General features: G+C 64.0%; 16 protein-coding genes, 1 pseudogene and 1 riboswitch. Of the genes and pseudogenes, 11 read left to right on the top strand and 6 right to left on the bottom strand.

Annotated elements, in window-relative coordinates; all coding sequences use genetic code 11:
• The first annotated feature begins 18 nt into the window (after positions 1 to 18).
• From ROSMUC_RS06695 to ROSMUC_RS06670, 6 genes and pseudogenes are all read left to right on the top strand, one after another.
• Complete coding sequence (locus ROSMUC_RS06695; protein ID WP_037270906.1) at positions 19 to 1446, top strand: cache domain-containing protein; 1428 nt, start codon at positions 19 to 21, stop codon at positions 1444 to 1446.
• A complete protein-coding gene (locus ROSMUC_RS06690) occupies positions 1443 to 2090 on the top strand; it encodes a response regulator transcription factor (protein ID WP_037270903.1) in 648 nt (215 codons plus the stop codon). The genes ROSMUC_RS06695 and ROSMUC_RS06690 overlap by 4 nt, the downstream gene beginning before the upstream one ends.
• Before the next feature lie 408 nt (positions 2091 to 2498).
• Positions 2499 to 4253 carry an acetolactate synthase 3 large subunit gene (locus tag ROSMUC_RS06685; protein ID WP_037270901.1) on the top strand — a complete coding sequence of 585 codons (1755 nt, stop codon included), beginning with the start codon at positions 2499 to 2501 and terminating at the stop codon, positions 4251 to 4253.
• 52 nt (positions 4254 to 4305) lie between these two features.
• Positions 4306 to 4867: pseudogene (gene ilvN, locus ROSMUC_RS06680) on the top strand (acetolactate synthase small subunit).
• A gap of 116 nt (positions 4868 to 4983) precedes the next feature.
• Positions 4984 to 6141 (top strand): aromatic ring-hydroxylating oxygenase subunit alpha, encoded by a 1158-nt coding sequence (locus ROSMUC_RS06675; RefSeq protein WP_037270899.1) that lies wholly within the window; start codon positions 4984 to 4986, stop codon positions 6139 to 6141.
• Positions 6138 to 6350: a hypothetical protein gene (locus ROSMUC_RS06670; protein ID WP_037270897.1), complete on the top strand. Its 213-nt coding sequence runs from the start codon at positions 6138 to 6140 to the stop codon at positions 6348 to 6350. Before ROSMUC_RS06675 ends, ROSMUC_RS06670 begins: the two co-directional genes overlap by 4 nt.
• 21 nt (positions 6351 to 6371) lie before the next feature.
• Here the strand turns inward: ROSMUC_RS06670 and ROSMUC_RS06665 are convergent, their stop codons facing one another.
• From ROSMUC_RS06665 to ROSMUC_RS06650, 4 genes are all read right to left on the bottom strand, one after another.
• A complete protein-coding gene (locus ROSMUC_RS06665) occupies positions 6372 to 7181 on the bottom strand; it encodes a DUF2189 domain-containing protein (RefSeq protein ID WP_037270895.1) in 810 nt (269 codons plus the stop codon).
• A gap of 99 nt (positions 7182 to 7280) precedes the next feature.
• A complete protein-coding gene (gene tspO / locus ROSMUC_RS06660; RefSeq protein ID WP_037270893.1) occupies positions 7281 to 7742 on the bottom strand; it encodes a tryptophan-rich sensory protein TspO in 462 nt (153 codons plus the stop codon).
• Positions 7739 to 8788, bottom strand: a complete 1050-nt coding sequence (gene crtB / locus ROSMUC_RS06655) for a 15-cis-phytoene synthase (RefSeq protein WP_037270892.1) — start codon at positions 8786 to 8788, stop codon at positions 7739 to 7741. The genes tspO and crtB overlap by 4 nt, the downstream gene beginning before the upstream one ends.
• Positions 8785 to 10341, bottom strand: coding sequence for a phytoene desaturase (locus ROSMUC_RS06650; RefSeq protein WP_037270890.1), 1557 nt, complete (start codon positions 10339 to 10341; stop codon positions 8785 to 8787). Before ROSMUC_RS06650 ends, crtB begins: the two co-directional genes overlap by 4 nt.
• Before the next feature lie 70 nt (positions 10342 to 10411).
• On the opposite strand from ROSMUC_RS06650, the gene crtA reads away from it, so the two are divergent.
• From crtA to bchO, 4 genes are read left to right on the top strand one after another with little or no spacing between them, the layout of a single operon-like run.
• On the top strand, positions 10412 to 11158 hold the full coding sequence (gene crtA, locus ROSMUC_RS06645; RefSeq protein ID WP_052115272.1) for a spheroidene monooxygenase: 747 nt from the start codon (positions 10412 to 10414) through the stop codon (positions 11156 to 11158).
• Positions 11155 to 12159: a magnesium chelatase ATPase subunit I gene (gene bchI, locus ROSMUC_RS06640; RefSeq protein WP_037270889.1), complete on the top strand. Its 1005-nt coding sequence runs from the start codon at positions 11155 to 11157 to the stop codon at positions 12157 to 12159. Before crtA ends, bchI begins: the two co-directional genes overlap by 4 nt.
• Positions 12156 to 13814, top strand: a complete 1659-nt coding sequence (locus tag ROSMUC_RS06635) for a magnesium chelatase subunit D (protein ID WP_052115271.1) — start codon at positions 12156 to 12158, stop codon at positions 13812 to 13814. Before bchI ends, ROSMUC_RS06635 begins: the two co-directional genes overlap by 4 nt.
• A 3-nt stretch (positions 13815 to 13817) precedes the next feature.
• A complete protein-coding gene (gene bchO, locus ROSMUC_RS06630; protein WP_052115270.1) occupies positions 13818 to 14690 on the top strand; it encodes an alpha/beta fold hydrolase BchO in 873 nt (290 codons plus the stop codon).
• A gap of 164 nt (positions 14691 to 14854) precedes the next feature.
• Here the strand turns inward: bchO and ROSMUC_RS06625 are convergent, their stop codons facing one another.
• Positions 14855 to 15865: a GGDEF domain-containing protein gene (locus ROSMUC_RS06625; protein WP_052115269.1), complete on the bottom strand. Its 1011-nt coding sequence runs from the start codon at positions 15863 to 15865 to the stop codon at positions 14855 to 14857.
• Complete coding sequence (locus tag ROSMUC_RS06620) at positions 15862 to 16464, bottom strand: heme NO-binding domain-containing protein (RefSeq protein WP_037270887.1); 603 nt, start codon at positions 16462 to 16464, stop codon at positions 15862 to 15864. Before ROSMUC_RS06620 ends, ROSMUC_RS06625 begins: the two co-directional genes overlap by 4 nt.
• Positions 16465 to 16591: 127 nt before the next feature.
• A riboswitch (TPP riboswitch) is annotated at positions 16592 to 16691 on the top strand.
• 45 nt (positions 16692 to 16736) lie between these two features.
• Between ROSMUC_RS06620 and ROSMUC_RS06615 the strand changes: the two genes are divergently transcribed.
• Complete coding sequence (locus ROSMUC_RS06615; protein ID WP_037270886.1) at positions 16737 to 17462, top strand: ABC transporter ATP-binding protein; 726 nt, start codon at positions 16737 to 16739, stop codon at positions 17460 to 17462.
• The last annotated feature ends 10 nt before the right edge of the window (positions 17463 to 17472 follow it).

Raw genomic sequence — 17472 nt, 5'->3', positions numbered from 1 at the left:
TGGCCCTATCGCTGATCCATGCAACGCTTGCTCGCTCGCATCCGGCTGAATTACGGCCAAAAGCTCTTTCTGGTCGCCACCCTGCCGCTGATCCTTACGGCAGTGGCGATTTCAGTCGTGGTCACGCTGCAGTCGCGCCAATTGGCGGAACGCGAGATCGAAACACTCGAGGCGCAACTGATCGAGGCCAAGCGCGCCGAACTCAAGAATTACCTCTCCATCGCCCGCACCGCCTTTGTGAACATCTATGGGCGGGCTGCGCCCAACGACGAACGCGCCATGGAACAGGTCAGCCAGATTCTCGCGGGCATGCTCTATGGGCAGGACGGCTATTTCTTTGTGTTCGACTATGACGGCACCAACCTTGTCAGTCCTAGACGCACGGAACTCATCGGCCGCAACTGGACGGGGCTAGAGGATGATGGCGGCCAGCCGATCACAGATGAATTGATCCGCCTTGCGCGCAGCGGCGGCGGCTATCACAGCTATGAGTGGCCCAAGCCTTCAACCGGCGAGCGCGCGCAGATGGTGACATATGTGATCGGGCTTCAGGATTGGCGCTGGGCTGTTGGCACCGGTGTTTTCATCGACGATGTTGTGGCCACTGTTACCGCCTCGCGCCGCCAGGTCGAGGCGCGGGTGGAACGCACCTTCTTTTACATCGGCGCGGCGATGCTGGCGGCGCTATTGCTCGTGTTCGTCTCGGGCCTGTTCATCAATATCCGCGAGCGCCGCCTTGCCGACGCCAAGCTCAAGAAACTGACCCAACGCGTGTTTGACGCGCAAGAAGAGGAACGCGGCCGCGTCGCACGCGAGCTGCATGACGGCATCAGCCAAATCCTCGTCGGCGTCCGCTACGCCCTCGACACTGCCAAGCGACGATTGGCGGCGGGGGACGCACGCGCCGCCGATACGCTGGAGCGTGGTATCACGCACCTCTCAGGTGCCATCCAGGAGGTGCGCCGCATCAGCCGTGACCTGCGTCCCGGTGTCCTCGATGATCTGGGCCTTGGCCCTGCGCTCAAGACGCTGGCCGAAGAATTTGGCAAACGCACCGGCATTGTGACCGAGTTCAGTACAGTGGTGTTTCGCAACCGGCTGGATGACGAGGCCAAGATCGCGCTCTACCGCGTGGCGCAAGAGGCCTTTACCAATATCGAGCGTCACTCTGGTGCCACCCGCGTCACCGTTGATGTGCGCGGCCATGCGCGCGGGGCTACCTTGCGTATCGCTGATAACGGATGTGGCCTCGACCGCGCCAAACCTTCGGGCACGCCCGGTGGCGGGCTTGGCCTGCGCAATATGCAGGAACGGGTCGAACAACTCGACGGGACCCTCACCGTGATCTCGGGCAAGACCGGCACGACGATCGAGGCCACCGTGCCGCTCACCCACCTTTTGCCGCCACAAGAGCGGCCAAACCCCAAGGAAAAGGCCCGCGCATGAGCCCCAAACCCATCCGGATCGTGATCGTGGACGACCACCCGATGGTGGCCGAAGGCATCCAGTCCATTCTCGAAAGCTATGATGACGTGGAAATCCTGGCCACGCTGGGCAACGGTCAGGCGATTATTGACCGGGTCGAAGCGCTTGCCCCCGATGTGATCCTGCTCGACCTCAACATGCCGGGGTTGGGCGGGCTGACCACGGCTGAAATCATCCTTGAAAAATGCCCCGACACCCGCATCCTGATCCTAAGCATGCATGACAGCCCCGAATATATCTCTTCGGCGCTCAGCCATGGCGCGGCGGGCTATGTGCTCAAGGACGTGCCGACGGATGAGATCAAGCGCGCCATCGACGCGGTGATGAGCGGTCAACGCTATCTCTGCACCGGGGCCAAGGGCTCGCTCGCGCCTTATGAGAACCCCGAGCGTGAACAACTCACCAACCGCGAACAGACGATCCTGCTGCAACTGGCCCAAGGCAAATCCAATAAAGACGTGGCGCAAGCGCTCGATATTTCCGTGCGGACGGTCGAGACCCATCGCAAGAACATCAAGCGCAAACTCGGCATCGCCTCGACCGCGGGGCTTACCCGCTATGCGCTGGAACATGGCGTGTTGCAGGGCACGGGCGTCCGGCTCTGATCCGAGCGACCAGATTGGGGGCCAGCCCCCAAACCCCCGAGGTATTTTCGGCCAGATGAAAGCCGCGCGCAGCCCCGGCATCACGGGGCGATTCCCGCAAAAACGGGGTCCCCGGAGGCACGCAAAACGGGAAACGCACATCCAAAGCCCCTTTTGCGCAATAAATGCAAAGATTTCATCCCGTTTTGCGACATTTTATCCACCAAATCGGCTTGACGCCCCCTGCCCCCGCACCTAATGTCCGCGCCACGCAGAACGGAGTCGCCCACGTGGACACACTAGTATTCATTGTAGGTCATTGGCGCATGGGCCGGTAACGGACACCCGTAGGGTCCCCCATGCGCCCCCGGAAAAACCGGGGGCTTTTTTATGCGAACTGAGTTGACGTCATATACGGAGCACGAGCACATGACACGTCAGATGACCGGAGCGAGAATGGTGGTCCAGGCCCTCAAGGATCAGGGCGTGGATGTCGTATTCGGGTATCCCGGCGGTGCCGTGCTACCTATCTACGATGAGATCTTTCAGCAGAATGACATTCGCCACATCCTCGTGCGCCACGAACAGGCCGCCGTCCATGCGGCCGAAGGCTATGCGCGATCAACCGGCAAACCGGGCGTGGTCCTTGTCACCTCCGGCCCCGGTGCGACCAATGCGGTCACGGGTCTCACCGATGCCCTGATGGATTCAATTCCGCTGGTGGTTCTGACAGGCCAGGTGCCTACCTTCATGATCGGCAATGACGCCTTTCAAGAGGCCGATACCGTGGGCATCACCCGCCCCTGCACCAAGCACAATTGGCTGGTGAGCGACACCGCGCGCTTGGCCGATACGCTGCATCAGGCCTTTCATGTCGCCACGACCGGGCGCCCCGGCCCAGTTCTGGTCGACATTCCCAAAGATGTGCAATTCGCTTCGGCTACCTATACGGCCCCCAAGCAAGCGCGCGTCTCGCATTACCAACCGCAAGTCAAAGGCGACATAGAAGGTATCACCGATCTGGTGGCTGCGCTTGAAAAGGCCAAGCGCCCGATCTTTTACACCGGCGGCGGCGTCATCAACTCTGGACCAGAGGCCACACGCCTCTTGCGCGAACTGGTTGCGGCAACGGGCATTCCCACCACTTCAACTCTCATGGGCCTAGGGGCCTATCCCGCCAATGGCACAAACTGGATCGGCATGCTCGGTATGCACGGGCTCTACGAGGCGAACATGGCCATGCATGGCTGTGACCTCATGATCAACATCGGCGCGCGGTTTGACGACCGCATCACCGGGCGTCTCGACGCGTTCAGCCCCGACAGCATCAAGGCCCATATCGACATCGACCCCTCGTCGATCAACAAGGTGATTCGCGCTGATATCCCCATCGTCGGCGACATCGCCAATGTTTTGGCCGATGTGATTGAGGTCTGGAAGGCGCGCGGCTCCAAACTCAACCGTGAAGGCATCGCCAAGTGGTGGGAACGCATCAACGAGTGGAAAAAGGTCGATTGCCTCAAGTTCACCCAAAAGGGCAAGACCATCAAACCGCAACACGCCCTTGCCCGGCTCGAAGCGCTGACCAAGGATCATGACCGCTATATCTGCACCGAGGTGGGACAGCATCAGATGTGGGCGGCGCAGTATCTGGGCTTCAACGATCCAAACCGTTGGATGACCTCGGGCGGGCTTGGCACCATGGGCTATGGCTTTCCGGCCTCCATCGGGGTGCAGATCGCCCATCCCGAGGCGCTCGTGATCAATGTCGCAGGCGAGGCGTCTTGGCTGATGAACATGCAGGAAATGGGCACGGCGATGCAATATCACCTGCCGGTCAAGCAGTTCATCCTCAACAACGAGCGTTTGGGCATGGTCCGCCAGTGGCAGCAATTGCTGCATGGAGAGCGCTATTCGTCAAGCTGGTCGGAATCCCTACCTGATTTCGTAAAGCTGGCCGAGGCTTTTGGCGCCAAGGGGATTCTCTGCTCGGATCCTGCCGATCTCGATGACGCGATCATGGAGATGCTGAACCATGACGGGCCGGTGATCTTTGATTGCCTCGTGGAAAAGCACGAAAACTGCTTCCCGATGATCCCGTCCGGCGAGCCGCACAACAAGATGCTGCTGGGTGAGGCAAGCACCAAGGACGCCATCAAAGAGGGCGGCGCGGTTCTGGTGTGACGCGGGGCTCACCCCACCACCAGCCACGCCAGATCAACAAGGAATCCGCATAATGTCCGCTCTGCAAATCAAAAAAGGCTCGTCCAAACATTCCGCCTATAACCTGCGCCCAACCTTTTCGGATGTGCAGGAAACCCATACTTTGGCGGTGCTGGTCGATAACGAACCCGGTGTTCTCGCCCGCGTCATCGGCCTCTTCTCGGGGCGCGGCTACAATATCGACAGCCTCACCGTGGCCGAGGTGGATCACACCGGCCACACCAGCCGCATCACCATCGTGACCACAGGCACGCCGCAGGTGATCGAACAGATCAAGGCACAGTTGGGCCGCATCGTGCCGGTCCACAAGGTCAATGACCTCACCGTCGAAGGGGCCAGCGTCGAGCGCGAATTGGCGCTGCTGAAGGTCGAAGGCACCGGCGACAAGCGCGTCGAGGCGTTGCGCTTGGCCGACATCTTCCGCGCAAATGCCGTAGACAGCACGCTCACAAGCTTTGTGTTCGAGATCACCGGCGCGCCCGAGAAAATCGACGCCTTCGCCGAATTGATGCGTCCGCTTGGCCTTGTGGAAATGGCGCGTTACCGGCGTCGCGGCCCTGCCGCGCGGCCTCTGATCGGGGCCACGGTCACAGGCTTGTCGCGGGATTGACGCGCCGCGTCGCAGACAGGCGCGTGTGGGTGCGGGGCACTGGCGCAATATGCGCCAGTCCTAACATCCGGAGACGCCAAAATGCCCGCGCTGACCGATCTTTCGAATGTCCGCACATCCGTTGATCAGGCCAACGGCCTGCCCAATGCCCATTACATCGATCCCGGCGTGTTTGAGGAAGAAAAGCACGCGCTGCTTTTCAACCAATGGGCCGGGCTTGCCGTGGGGGCCGATGTACCGGAACCGGGTGATGCCAAACCGCTCGAATTCCTTGGCATGCCGCTCTTGCTTCTGCGTGACAAGGACGGTCAGGTGCGCGTCTTTCAGAACATATGCCGCCACCGAGGCATGATCCTCGTCGAGGAACCGCGCAAGATCGAGGGGGCCATCCGCTGCCCTTATCATTCGTGGTGCTATTCGACCAAGGGCGCGCTCGTCTCGACCCCGCATGTCGGCGGACCGGGACACAACACCCACGAGAGCATCAAGCGCGACGACCTGGGCCTGACCGAAATACGCAGCCATATCTGGCGCGATGTGGTCTGGATCAATGTCTCGGGCGATGCTCCCGCGTTTGAGGATGCGATGGCTGATCTCATCGCACGCTGGCGCGAATTTGATCTGCCGGTCTACCATGGCGGTGCCGACAGCCGCATTACGCTTGAGGTGAAAACCAACTGGAAACTGGCGGTCGAGAACTATTGCGAGAGCTATCACCTGCCGTGGGTCCACCCCGGCCTCAACAGCTATTCCCGGCTCGAAGATCACTACCACATCGAAAAGCCCGGCGCATATTCCGGTCAGGGCACCATGGTCTATCGCCAACTGACCAATGAGACCGGCGCAAAATTCCCGGACTTCGCCGAAGTGGGCGCGAAATGGAACGAACAGGCCGAATATGTCGCGGCCTATCCCAATGTTCTCTTGGGTGTTCACCGCGATCACGCCTTTGCCATCATACTCGAACCCAAGGGGCCAGAGCGCACGGTCGAACATATCCACCTCTATTACTCGGTTCCCAATGCCGATGGTGGGCTACGCCTGCGCAATACCCAGCTTTGGAAAACCGTGTTCGAAGAGGATATCTTTGTGGTCGAGGGCATGCAGCGTGGCCGCCACGCGACCTATTTCGACGGCGGGCGTTTCTCTCCGGTAATGGACAGCCCCACACACTGTTTTCACGCTTGGGTGGCAGACCGCGTCGAAGCCCATCGCGCCATGAGCCGCGCAGCGGAATGACCGATCTCGACAGCGCGATGATCCGCGCCCATGAAACGGGCGACCGGGCAGCGCTGATCTCGCTCTATACGCAGGCGGCAGATCGGGCCGAAACCCTTGACGCCGCTTGCTTTTTTCTCACCCATGCCTATATCTTCGCACTTGAGGCCGGCGCGTTTGAGGCCGCAGATCTGCACGCCCGCCTGATCGCCCACGGGCGAGAGGCATAGCGCCTCCTGCTTCTTTTTGGCTCAAATACTCCGGGGGGTCCGGGGGGCAGCGCCCCCCGCCTCGCAAATCAGCGTATAGAGATGCCATGTCGCGTGCCCCAAAAGCGGCAGCGCGAAGAACAGCCCCAGGAACGCAGGCAACATCGCCAGAAACGTCAGGCCCGCCACCAGAGCCGCCCAAGCCAGCATCGGCACCGGGTTTTCGATCACCACCCGCAGGCTTGTCAGCATTGCGGTGACGAAATCGACCTCCCGGTCCAGCAACAAGGGCAGCGACACCACCGTCAGGCCATAGAGCAAGAGGGCAAAAACCGCGCCAACCCCTGTCCCCACCGCCAACATGCTCAGACCCTCAGGCGTGAAGTAAACCTCCAACGAGGTTGAGACATTGGTCATGGTCGACAGCCCCATGAAAAGCGCAAAGATCATATGCGCGAGAAAGAACCAGAACAGGAACACCATGATGATGATGGCGCAGATCGAGGGCAATTGCCGCCGCCTCTGATGCGCGATCACGCCAAAGATCTCAGACGCCACAAGGGCGCGGCCCGTGCTCAGCCGATGACTCACCTCATAGAGTCCCACAGCCGCGAACGGCCCCACCAAGGGGAAACCCACGGCGGCAAAGATCAGCCAGTAACTCTTGCCCGTGACCCATGTGATCCACGCAAGGACCAGCCCGATCACCACGTAGACCCCGGCAAAAATGACCGCGAAGCCCGGCGCGCGGCGCATGTCCGCCCAGCCGCGGCGCAGCGCCTCGGCCAGCATGTCAAAGCGCACATCGCCCATCTCCGGCACGCCCAGCGGCTTGACCTCGTTCTGCGACATGGTGCCATCCCTCCCCTTTTTGGGGGAGCCTAGAGCAATTTCACGGCCATAGGATAGGGGGTTTCTGCGCAAACACCCTCGGGACGCTTGGATGACGCGTTACCGCGCCCCATCCGGGTTGAGGCGCAGAACCGCGAGGTTGAGCATGCCCGCGACGCTCACCCAAGTGAGATAGGGCACGAAAAGCAGCCCCGCGATCCAGTCCACAGTCCAGAGTGCAACCAGTGTTACCGCAACAGAGGCCCAAAGCGAGCACAGCACGACCAACCCCAATTTCATGCGCTGAAGCCCGAAAAACACCGGGGTCCAGAGACCGTTGAGCGCGATTTGCAAGGACCAGAGCGCCATTGCAATGCCATTGTCGGGGCTTACCGCCACCCGCGCCCCCGCAGCCGCCATGCAAATATAAAGCGTTGTCCAGGCCACTGGAAACAACCAGTTGGGCGGTGTCCACCACGGCTTTTTCAGCCGCTCATACCATTCCCCCGGCGGAAAGAGCCCGCCGGTCGAGCCTGCCGCGAAACAAGCCGCCAGAAAAATCCCGAAGGTGATCCATATCATGCGGTCTCTCTAACCCGCCCGGCATCCCGGCTCAAGCCTGACTCGCGTGCCATATCCTGTGCCTTGAGACGGGCAAGCGCCTCATAGAGCGTATCGCTCCAATCGGTGGCGCGCGGCGCGTCTTGTGCTGCGGCACGCACCAGAAATTCCGTCTCAGGCAGCGACCGAGCAAAGATCACGGGCGAGCGTGGCAGGATCACGCTCCCCCCCGCCCGTAAAACGGCCAGCATCAGCCAGCCAAGTTTTTGCGAGCCATTGGTGCGCGCCCGGCGCGTTATACTGTCATGGCCAGCGCGGCGCACCTGCGCGCCAATGCCGGCATAGATATAGCGCGCGGCAAAAATACCGGGCCGCGCCGATAGCGGCAGCGCCGCAATCCCCGGCTCTGATCGGGCATAGAGCCTGTCCGCCTCCATCAGCAAGCGGCGCACCATGCGACGCACCTCAGCATCAGGGGCAGGTGCGCGCAGAAAACCCTCCGGCGTCATCCCGGCCTCGGACAACCACTCCAATGGCAGGTATAGCCGCCCCTCGCGCGCATCCTCGCCCACATCGCGAGCGATATTGGTCAGTTGCATAGCCACGCCCAGATCGCAGGCCCGTGCCAACGCGTCGCGCGCGCGCACCCGCATGAGCACGCACATCATCGCCCCCACCGCAGAGGCCACGCGCGCCGAATAACTGCGCAACTCTGACAGCGTCTCGTAGCGGCGACCTTCGGCATCCCACGCCAGCCCTTCCAGCAACGCCTCGGGCAGGGCGCGGGGCATGTCGAAACCGTCGATGATGGCAGCAAAGGCGCGGTCAGCGGGCGCATTGCGCGGCCGCCCGGCATAGGCCAGATCAAGCCGCTCGTGCAGCGCCAGCACCGCCGCTGCCTTTTCGCGGTTCTCGTCCACCGCATCATCGGCCAGACGGCAAAAGGCGTATAGCGCCAGCGCCGGATCGCGCACGCTGCGAGGCAAGAGCTTGGACGCGGCATGGAAAGACCGCGACCCGTGGCGGATCGCCTCGGTGCAATGCACAAGATCTTGCGGCGCTATCATGGCGTCACCCCGACCGGCACCGCATCGGGCACCAGTTGCGCCAGAACTTCGGCGCTGGAAATCACCCCCGGCAGACCTGCGCCCGGATGCGTGCCCGCCCCTACCAGATAGAGGCCCCGCAGCTCTTCGCTGACATTATGGGGACGGAACCACGCGCTTTGCAGAATACGCGGCTCGATCGAGAAACCCGCCCCATGCGGGCTCAGGTATCGGTCGCGAAAGGTCTCGGGCGTGAACACATCAGAGGCAGACAGATGCGCCCCAAGCCCCGGAAGCAACTGATCTTCCAGCACCTTTTGCACCTTTTGGCGATAGGGCTCGGCCTCGGCCGCCCAATCCACCGGATCGGCATGGCCCAGATGCGGCACCGGGCTGAGGGCGTAGAATGTATCGCCCCCCGCCGGGGCCACGCCCGGATCGGTGACAGAGGGGCGATGCACATAGAGGCTCATGTCATCGGCCAGAACGCCGCGGCGAAAAATGTCGCGCACCAGCCCCTTGTAACGGGGGCCGTTGAGGATGGTGTGATGGCCCACTTCCGGCCACATCTCGCGCGTCCCTTGCGTCCCAAAATACCACACAAAAAGACTCATCGACCAGCGAGACCGCTTGAGCCGCGCCGTGGTCCAGCGCCGTTTCGTGTGATTGCGCAAGAGGTGATCATAGGTATGGCCCGCATCCGCGTTGGAAATCACGATATCGCCGCTGATCCCCTCGCCCCCGGTCAGGCGCACGCCCATGGCACGCCCGTCCTTGATCACGATTTCATCGACCTCGACCCCTTGCCGGATCATCCCGCCCTGCCCCTCAATCACCCGGACCATGGCGCGGGCGATGGCATCGACGCCACCGATGGCATAGTGCACGCCAAACACCGCCTCTAGATGGCTCACAAGCGCATACATCGACGTGACATTGAAGGGATCACCGCCGATGAAGAGCGGATGAAACGACAGCGCCATGCGCAGGCGCTCATCCTTCATGCGGCCTGCCGCGTGGGCATAAACCGACCGATCCGCCCGCAACCAAGCGAACTTCGGCAAGACCTTGATCAGATCGACCAGCCGGTGCATCGAGCGCCGCCCCAGATCCTCGAACCCGAACCAGTACCGCGTCTCGCTGTCCTTGACGAAGCGGTCATAGCCCGCCAGATCCCCGGGCGACAGGCGCGCCACCTCCGCGCGCATCGCATCCCGGTCTTGTCTCGCGGTAAAGGTAGACCCATCCGGCCAGCGGATTTCGTAGAAGGGATCAAGCGCCCGCAGATCGACATCCGCGTCAAAATCCCGCCCACAGGCCGCCCATAATTCACGGAAGAGCTGCGGCACCGTCACAATGGTCGGCCCCAGATCGAACCGATGCCCGTCCTTTGTGATGCTCGAACCGCGCCCCCCGGGGCTATCCAAACGATCCAGAACCGTGACCCGGTATCCCTTGGCCCCCAAACGCATGGCCGAGGCCAGACCGCCAAGTCCTGCTCCAATGACCAGCGCATGCGGGGCGTCGGCGCGTGTGGCCTGTTCAATCAGGCGCGGATCGACTCTTGTCAACATAGGTTTAGACTACAGGTGTCTAGTTTAATTGACAATCCTTTCTCGCGCCTCTTTTCTTGGAACAAAATCCATGTCAAACTTGCCTGACAGTCCCTCAAGGAGCGGTACCATTCAGACCGTCAGCCTCAGTTTCTTTCGCTTTTCCCGCGGTATCGACCGGCTTTGGGCGCTGATGATGATGGGGGCTGCGCGCTTCATGCTGCCGCGCGTTCAGGGCATAGGTTTTTGGAAACTGCTTGGATCAGGCACCGGCGAGGGCTTCACTCCCATCCCCAATACTGGGGTCTATGCGATTCTCGCGGTCTGGCCCGATGCCGCCACGGCGCGCGCGCAGACCGGGGGGGCCCGCGTCTTTCGCCGCTACCTCGCCCGCGCCAGCGAAAGCTGGACCCTCTTTCTGTCGCCAACATCGGTGCGCGGTCAATGGTCAGGGGCCATCCCATTTGAAATCACCACACCCGAGGGCAAAGGCCCCCTCGCCGCGCTCACCCGCGCCACTGTACGCCCACGCAAAGCGTTGCAATTCTGGCGCCGCGTGCCGGATATAAGCGCGGTGATCGGTGCCGACCGCAATGTCGCGTTCAAGATCGGCGTGGGCGAGGTGCCGCTCTTGCATCAGGTGACCTTCTCGATCTGGCCTGACAGCCGCAGCATGGCCGACTTTGCCCGCCGTGACGGCCCGCATGCCCGCGCCATCGCCGCCGTGCGCGATGGCGATTGGTTCCGCGAAGAACTCTACGCCCGGTTTCGCGTTATCGGCGAGGCGGGCACATGGGGCGGCAGCAGCCCGCTCGACCATATCAAGGAAGAACAATGACCGCAGCCTTTCCATTTTCCGCCATCGTAGGTCAGAACGACATGAAACGCGCCATGATCCTCACGGCGATCGAGCCGGGGCTTGGCGGCGTGCTGGTGTTCGGCGACCGCGGCACCGGCAAATCCACGGCTGTGCGCGCGTTGGCCGCACTTTTACCCCCCATCCGCATGATCGACGGCAGCCCGATCAACGCCGAACGCCCCGAGGATACGCCCGACTGGTCGACCGCGCCCCTTGGCGAGATGGTCGAGCGGCCGACGCCCGTGGTCGATCTGCCCCTCGGCGTGACCGAGGACCGCGTGACCGGCGCGCTCGACATCGAACGGGCGCTGACCCTTGGCGAAAAGGCCTTTCAACCCGGCCTGCTGGCGCGGGCCAACCGGGGGTATCTCTATATCGACGAGGTCAATCTGCTTGAGGATCACATCGTCGATCTCTTGCTTGATGTCGCCCAATCCGGCGAGAACGTGGTCGAACGCGAGGGGCTCTCGATCCGTCATCCGGCGCGCTTCGTGCTGGTGGGCTCTGGCAACCCCGAAGAGGGCGAATTGCGCCCGCAACTTCTGGACCGCTTCGGTCTCTCGGTCGAGGTGCGCTCGCCTCAGAACATCGACGAACGCATCGAGGTCATCCGCCGCCGCGATGCCTATGAGCGCGACACCGACGCGTTTATGGCGACATGGCAGGCCGAGGATGCCCTGATCCGTGACCGGATTCTGGCGGCGCGCCGCGCCTTGCGCGATGTCGAGGCTCGCGACGACGTCTTGCGCGACTGCGCCACCCTCTGCATTGCCATCGGCGCGGACGGGCTGCGCGGTGAGTTGACCCTGCTGCGCGCAGCCCGCGCGCTTGCGGCCTATGAGGGCGATGCCGCCGTCACCCGCGAGCACCTGCACCAAGTGGCGCCGCTGGCGCTCAGCCACCGGCTGCGCCGTGACCCACTGGACGAGGCGGGCAGTGCCGCGCGCATCGCCCGCGCCATGACCGAGGTCTGGGGATGACGCCCAGCCCCGCATGGGCGCGCGCCCTGCGGGCGCTTACCCTTCTGGCGGTTGATCCCGAGGGCCTGCGCGGCCTGACCCTGCGCGCCCGCGCAGGCCCCGTGCGCCAGGCCTTTGATGCCGCCCTTGCGCGTCTGCCCGGCCCCGCCCGGCGTATCCATCCCGATCTCAGCGACACGCAGCTTTTTGGCGGTGCGGATATTGCCGCCACCCTTGCCGCCGGTCGCCTGATCCAGAGCGGCGGGCTGGCCGAAACCCCGGCACGGCTGGTGCTGACCATGGCCGAGCGCACGCCGCCCGCCCTCGCCGCCCGACTGGCGCAACTGCTGGACCAAAGCCCGGATCATACGCTTGTGCTCTTTGACGAAGGGATCGACGCCGAGGAGACAGCCCCGCAAACCCTCTGCGAGCGGCTGGCGCTTCATGTGACACTCGACGACATCCGCCATGATGCGGCCCCCGCCCTCATGCCCGCCGCCGCCGACCTGGCAGAGGCGCGCGCCCGGCTGGGCGGCGTCAGCCATACGCCCGAAGATATCGCCACCCTGACGGCTCTGGCCGCAAGCTTTGGCATCGACAGCCTGCGCGCGCCTTGGCTTGCGCTGCGTGCAGCCCGCGCCCTTGCGGCTCTCGCGGCCCATACGCAGGTGACATCCGACGATCTGCGCGAGGCGGCAGAGCTGGTCTATCCCGCCCGCGCCACGCAACTGCCGCAAGATGCGGAACCAGAGCAGCCCGATACCACACCAGAACCCGAAGATCAGCGCCAGAGCGATACGCCCGACATTCCCGACGACTTGCTCATCGCTGCGGTGGCGGCCCTCCTGCCGCCCGCGCTGCTGGATCACTTGACCCAACGCGGGGCCATGCGACGTGCCGCGGGTTCGGGGGCCGGTGCCCGGCGCAGGGCGCATCAGCGCGGCCGCCCTCTGCCTGCGCGACCCGGCACGCCGGACGGGCGCGGGCGGATAGACCTCATCGCCACGCTGCGCGCCGCCGCCCCATGGCAACCGTTACGCCGCAGCACCCGACCCGACGCGCCGGGCGTACTCATCCATGCCGCCGACATTCACCTCAAACGCTACGAGGATCGCGCCGACCGGCTGGTGATCTTCGCGGTCGATGCCTCTGGCTCCTCAGCCCTGGCGCGTCTGGCCGAGGCCAAGGGCGCAGTCGAACTTTTACTGGCCGAGGCCTATTCCCGGCGCGATCAGGTGGCGCTCATCGCGTTTCGCGGGACGGGCGCGGACCTGATCTTGCCGCCCACCCGCGCCCTGGTGCAGGCCAAGCGACGTCTGGGCGCTCTGCCCGGGGGGGGCGGCACGCCGCTTGCGGCGGCCCTTGGCGCAGCACTTGCCCTCGCGCGGCAATCGCAGGCGCATGGGCTGAGCCCGACGCTGGCGCTCCTGACCGATGCGCGGGCGAATATCACGCTCGACGGGCGCGGCGACCGTGCCGAGGCGACCAAGGACACCACCGCTATGGCTCGCCTCTGGCGCGCGCAAAACCTGCCTGCGATCGTGATCGACATTTCTGCGCGTCCGGGGCCGGAACCGGCACAGCTTGCCGCAGAGATGAACGCCCGCCACCTGCCCCTGCCGCGCGCCGATGCCCGGCGAATTTCACAGGCAGTCACTTCAGCCCTCGGGGGCTGAGCGATGGATTGGCAGCGCGATCTCGTGACGTGGCCGCTCAATGCCCAGTCGCGGCGCATCCACCACCCCCCCCACCACTGGCATGTGCAAGAGATGGGGCACGGGCCCTTGGCGCTCTTGCTGCATGGGGCCGGAGGCTCGACCCATAGCTGGCGCGATCTAATGCCGCTTCTGGCCCACAGCCACCGGGTCATTGCGCTTGATCTGCCCGGTCAGGGTTTTTCGCGCGCCGGCAACCGGCGGCGTCTGGGCCTGTCCGGCATGGCCACGGATATTGCCGCGCTCTGCATCGCCCAAGGCTGGCACCCGGATCTGATCCTCGGTCATTCAGCGGGGGGCGCGCTCGCGCTCGAACTCGCCACGCGGCTGGTCACGCCCACAGGTCAACCGCCCGATATTGCCTGCGTCAACGCAGCCCTCGGTCCGTTCGAAGGCGTGGCAGGCTGGCTGTTTCCAGTTCTGGCCAAGGTGCTGGCGCTCAACCCGCTCACCCCCACGCTTTTCACCCTTGGGGCGGACAAGGTCACGCGCGCCCGCCGCCTGATCGAGAGCACCGGATCGCACCTCTCGCCGGAGGGGCTCGCACTCTATGCGCGGCTGATCGGCGACCGCGCGCATGTTGATGGGACATTGCAGATGATGGCGCAGTGGGACGTGGCCCCGCTTCTGAAACGGTTGGGCACGATCCCCAATCGCTGTCTCCTGATCACTGGCAGCCGCGATCTGGCGGTGCCGCCCGAAACCTCTGCCCGCGCCGCCGCGCAAATGCCGCGCGCGCGCAACCTGTCGCTCGACGGTCTTGGCCATGTCGCCCAAGAAGAGGATGCCGCGCGCGTTCTGGCCGCGATCCTCGATCCGGAGAACTGGCCCGCCTGAGGCAGGCGCCGTCTGATCGGGATCGTGTCGCCCCGGCCCCTGAGCCGGGGCCTCGGCGGGTCCCTTGTCAGCCCGGGGCGGGTGTGATTTCGATGGAGCGCATAGCGCCCGAAGAGATCTGGAGCCATTCGGCGGATCAGCGAAAGACCAGAACACCCGCGCGCTCAGGCAATGCCGCGCAGCGGAGCCACGCTTTTATCGGGCGGCTCGTGAAACCGCGCACAGCCCCGCCCCAGCCCCTTTGCGGCATAAAGGGCCAGATCGGCATCGGCCATCATCCGCGCCGGATCCGGGCTGTCGTAGGCACAGCTGAGCGTGATGCCGATACTGCCCGAAATCCGACACTCCTGCGCGCGGTAGAGCACCGCCTCTTCCAGTCGGGCAATCATCCGCTCTGCCAAGTCGCGCACCGGTGCCCGCTCGGTCATGCCGAGCAACAGAATGACGAATTCGTCGCCCCCAACCCGCGCGATCAGGTCATTCGCGCGCACCGCGTCGCGCAGGCGTTGCGCCACCTCTTGCAGCACGTGATCGCCCGCCGCGTGACCCAGCGTATCGTTCACCTGTTTGAAGAAATCGAGATCGAGATGCAAAAGCGCGAAATCCTGCTCGCTCTGCATCAGCCGGTCCAGGACATGATCGAGCGCCCGGCGATTCCTGAGACCCGTCAACATATCGGTAAAGGCCTGCTCTTCCGCTGCAATGCGCGCGCCTTGCAGGCGCAGGTTCAACTTGCGCGAGGCCTCCATCGCGGCGGATTTCGCCTCGATCAGATAGAGCATTTCGGTCGTCAGGTCCGTCGCGGCAAAATCGGCACCCGTCAGGCCAAAGTCGCGCACCGCCTCAACCACGGAAAACCCGAACGAGAGGTTCACCACCGCGCCCCCGCCGGGCAAGGCCAAGAGCACGCCCTTGAGTGCCGTATGGGGGGAGGCGCGCAGCCGAAGCCGCAGCCGCGCGCCCGCACAGGCCAGCAGAGTCACCATATCCTCCGCCTGATGCGGGCGGCGCAGCTCGATGAGGTCGAGAAATCGCATGCCGAGAGCGGGCTGCGCGCCAAAGAGCTTGGCAAAGGTTGGCCCCGCCTGCACCACATGGCCTTGGGCATTCAGAACCGCGTGCATTGGGCAAAGGCCCGCGAGCAGGGGCAACAGCGTTCTCTCCTGCTCCGTCATGCCGCGCTTCCTCCAACGCCCAGTGCAAAGGCGCGCCCATGGGCAAACCCCTCTTCCAGCAATCGCACCGCGATGATCTCATGGTCCGCGCCGACGCCCTGATGCTCGACCAGCGCCAGCGCGCCATAGTCATCCGCCATGGCACGCAAAATCCCCACCACCACCGGCCCAAGCCTCAGATCGTGCTCCTCGGGCAGCCCGACGTGCAAATGATAAAGCCCGCCGCCCCTGTCCTGCAATTCCAGCCCCGGCAATCCCAGATCGGCAACCGCAAGGCGCGCACGCTCTGGCAGGTCATCGAGAGAATGCAGAAAATCCACGTAGTCCACCCCGCCAAAGCGCAGCAGGCGGCGCAATGCCTCGGTCGCGGGATGCGAGACCAGATAGGTGCCGATATCCTCAAGCAAATCGTCGCGCCCGCGCGCCAGCCGGGTGCCCACCACCGTCAACACCTGTTCGGTGATGCGTGGCTCGTAGGTCATCATCGCCTCGAACTCGGTAAACCCCAGATCCAGCTTGTGAATGGTGCCGATCCAGACATCGCGCCCATAGGTATCCCTGACAAATCGCTCGATGGCGCGGTTGACCAGCCCGTGCATGACACTCTCCCCTCAGATGCCCACATCCTGACAGCCAAGGGTTAAGACCCCCTGAACATCTAAAATGCCCGGCATTTTGCACGCTCCATCGCGCCCTTGTCATCGCGGGGCGCTGCCGCTACATCTGGGGTATCCGTTGGGGTGCCCCTTGGGGCTGAGAGGTTTTGCACCAACCCATCGAACCTGATCCGGCTCGCACCGGCGGAGGGAACGGAAACCGCGCATCCGCGCGCCATCCCCCTGCCCGCGAGCCCTGTTTGAAGAGGCCGCGCATGACCGCCCCGCCCAGTCTGACCCTCGATGGTTGCGCCCGGATCGGCGCTCTGTCGGTCTTTGGCCCGCTGCGTCTCGATTTGCCCGCAGGGCGCATCACCTGCCTGCTTGGCCCATCGGGCGTGGGCAAGACCACGCTGCTGCGCCTGATCGCCGGGGTGGATGAGGTGACAGAGTTCAGCGGCACGATCACCGCCTCGGACGGGCTGCCCCTGCCGGGCCGCATGGCGCTGATGGCCCAAGGCGACATGCTGATGCCTTGGCTTGACGTGCTGGGCAATGTGACACTTGGCGCGCGGTTGCGTGGAATGCCGCGCGATATAGATCGGGCACGCGAGATGCTGGCGCGGGTTGGTCTGGCGGATCATGCCGACAAGCGGCCCCATGCGCTCTCGGGCGGGCAGAAACAGCGCGTGGCGCTGGCACGCACCCTGATGGAGGATCGCCCCATTGTTCTGCTGGACGAGCCCTTTTCAGCCCTCGATGCCCGCACCCGCGCGCAGATGCAGGATCTGACCGCCACCCATCTGGCGGGGCGCACGGTGCTCATGGTCACGCATGACCCGGCCGAGGCCGCGCGCATGGGCCATGCCATCCATATCCTGACCGAAACCGGGCTGGAGGATGTGACACCCCCAGCGGCCCCGGTGCCGCGCGCGGTGGATGATCCTGAAACTCTGGCCGCACAGGGGCGTCTCGTGACCCGCTTGCGCGCGCCCGCCTGAACGGAGACAA

The sequence above is a fragment of the Roseovarius mucosus DSM 17069 genome, assembly GCF_000768555.3.
Taxonomy (GTDB): Bacteria; Pseudomonadota; Alphaproteobacteria; order Rhodobacterales; family Rhodobacteraceae; genus Roseovarius; species Roseovarius mucosus.
The sequence above is the reverse complement of the archived record's forward strand: the minus strand, read 5'-3'. Positions and strand labels throughout refer to the sequence as shown.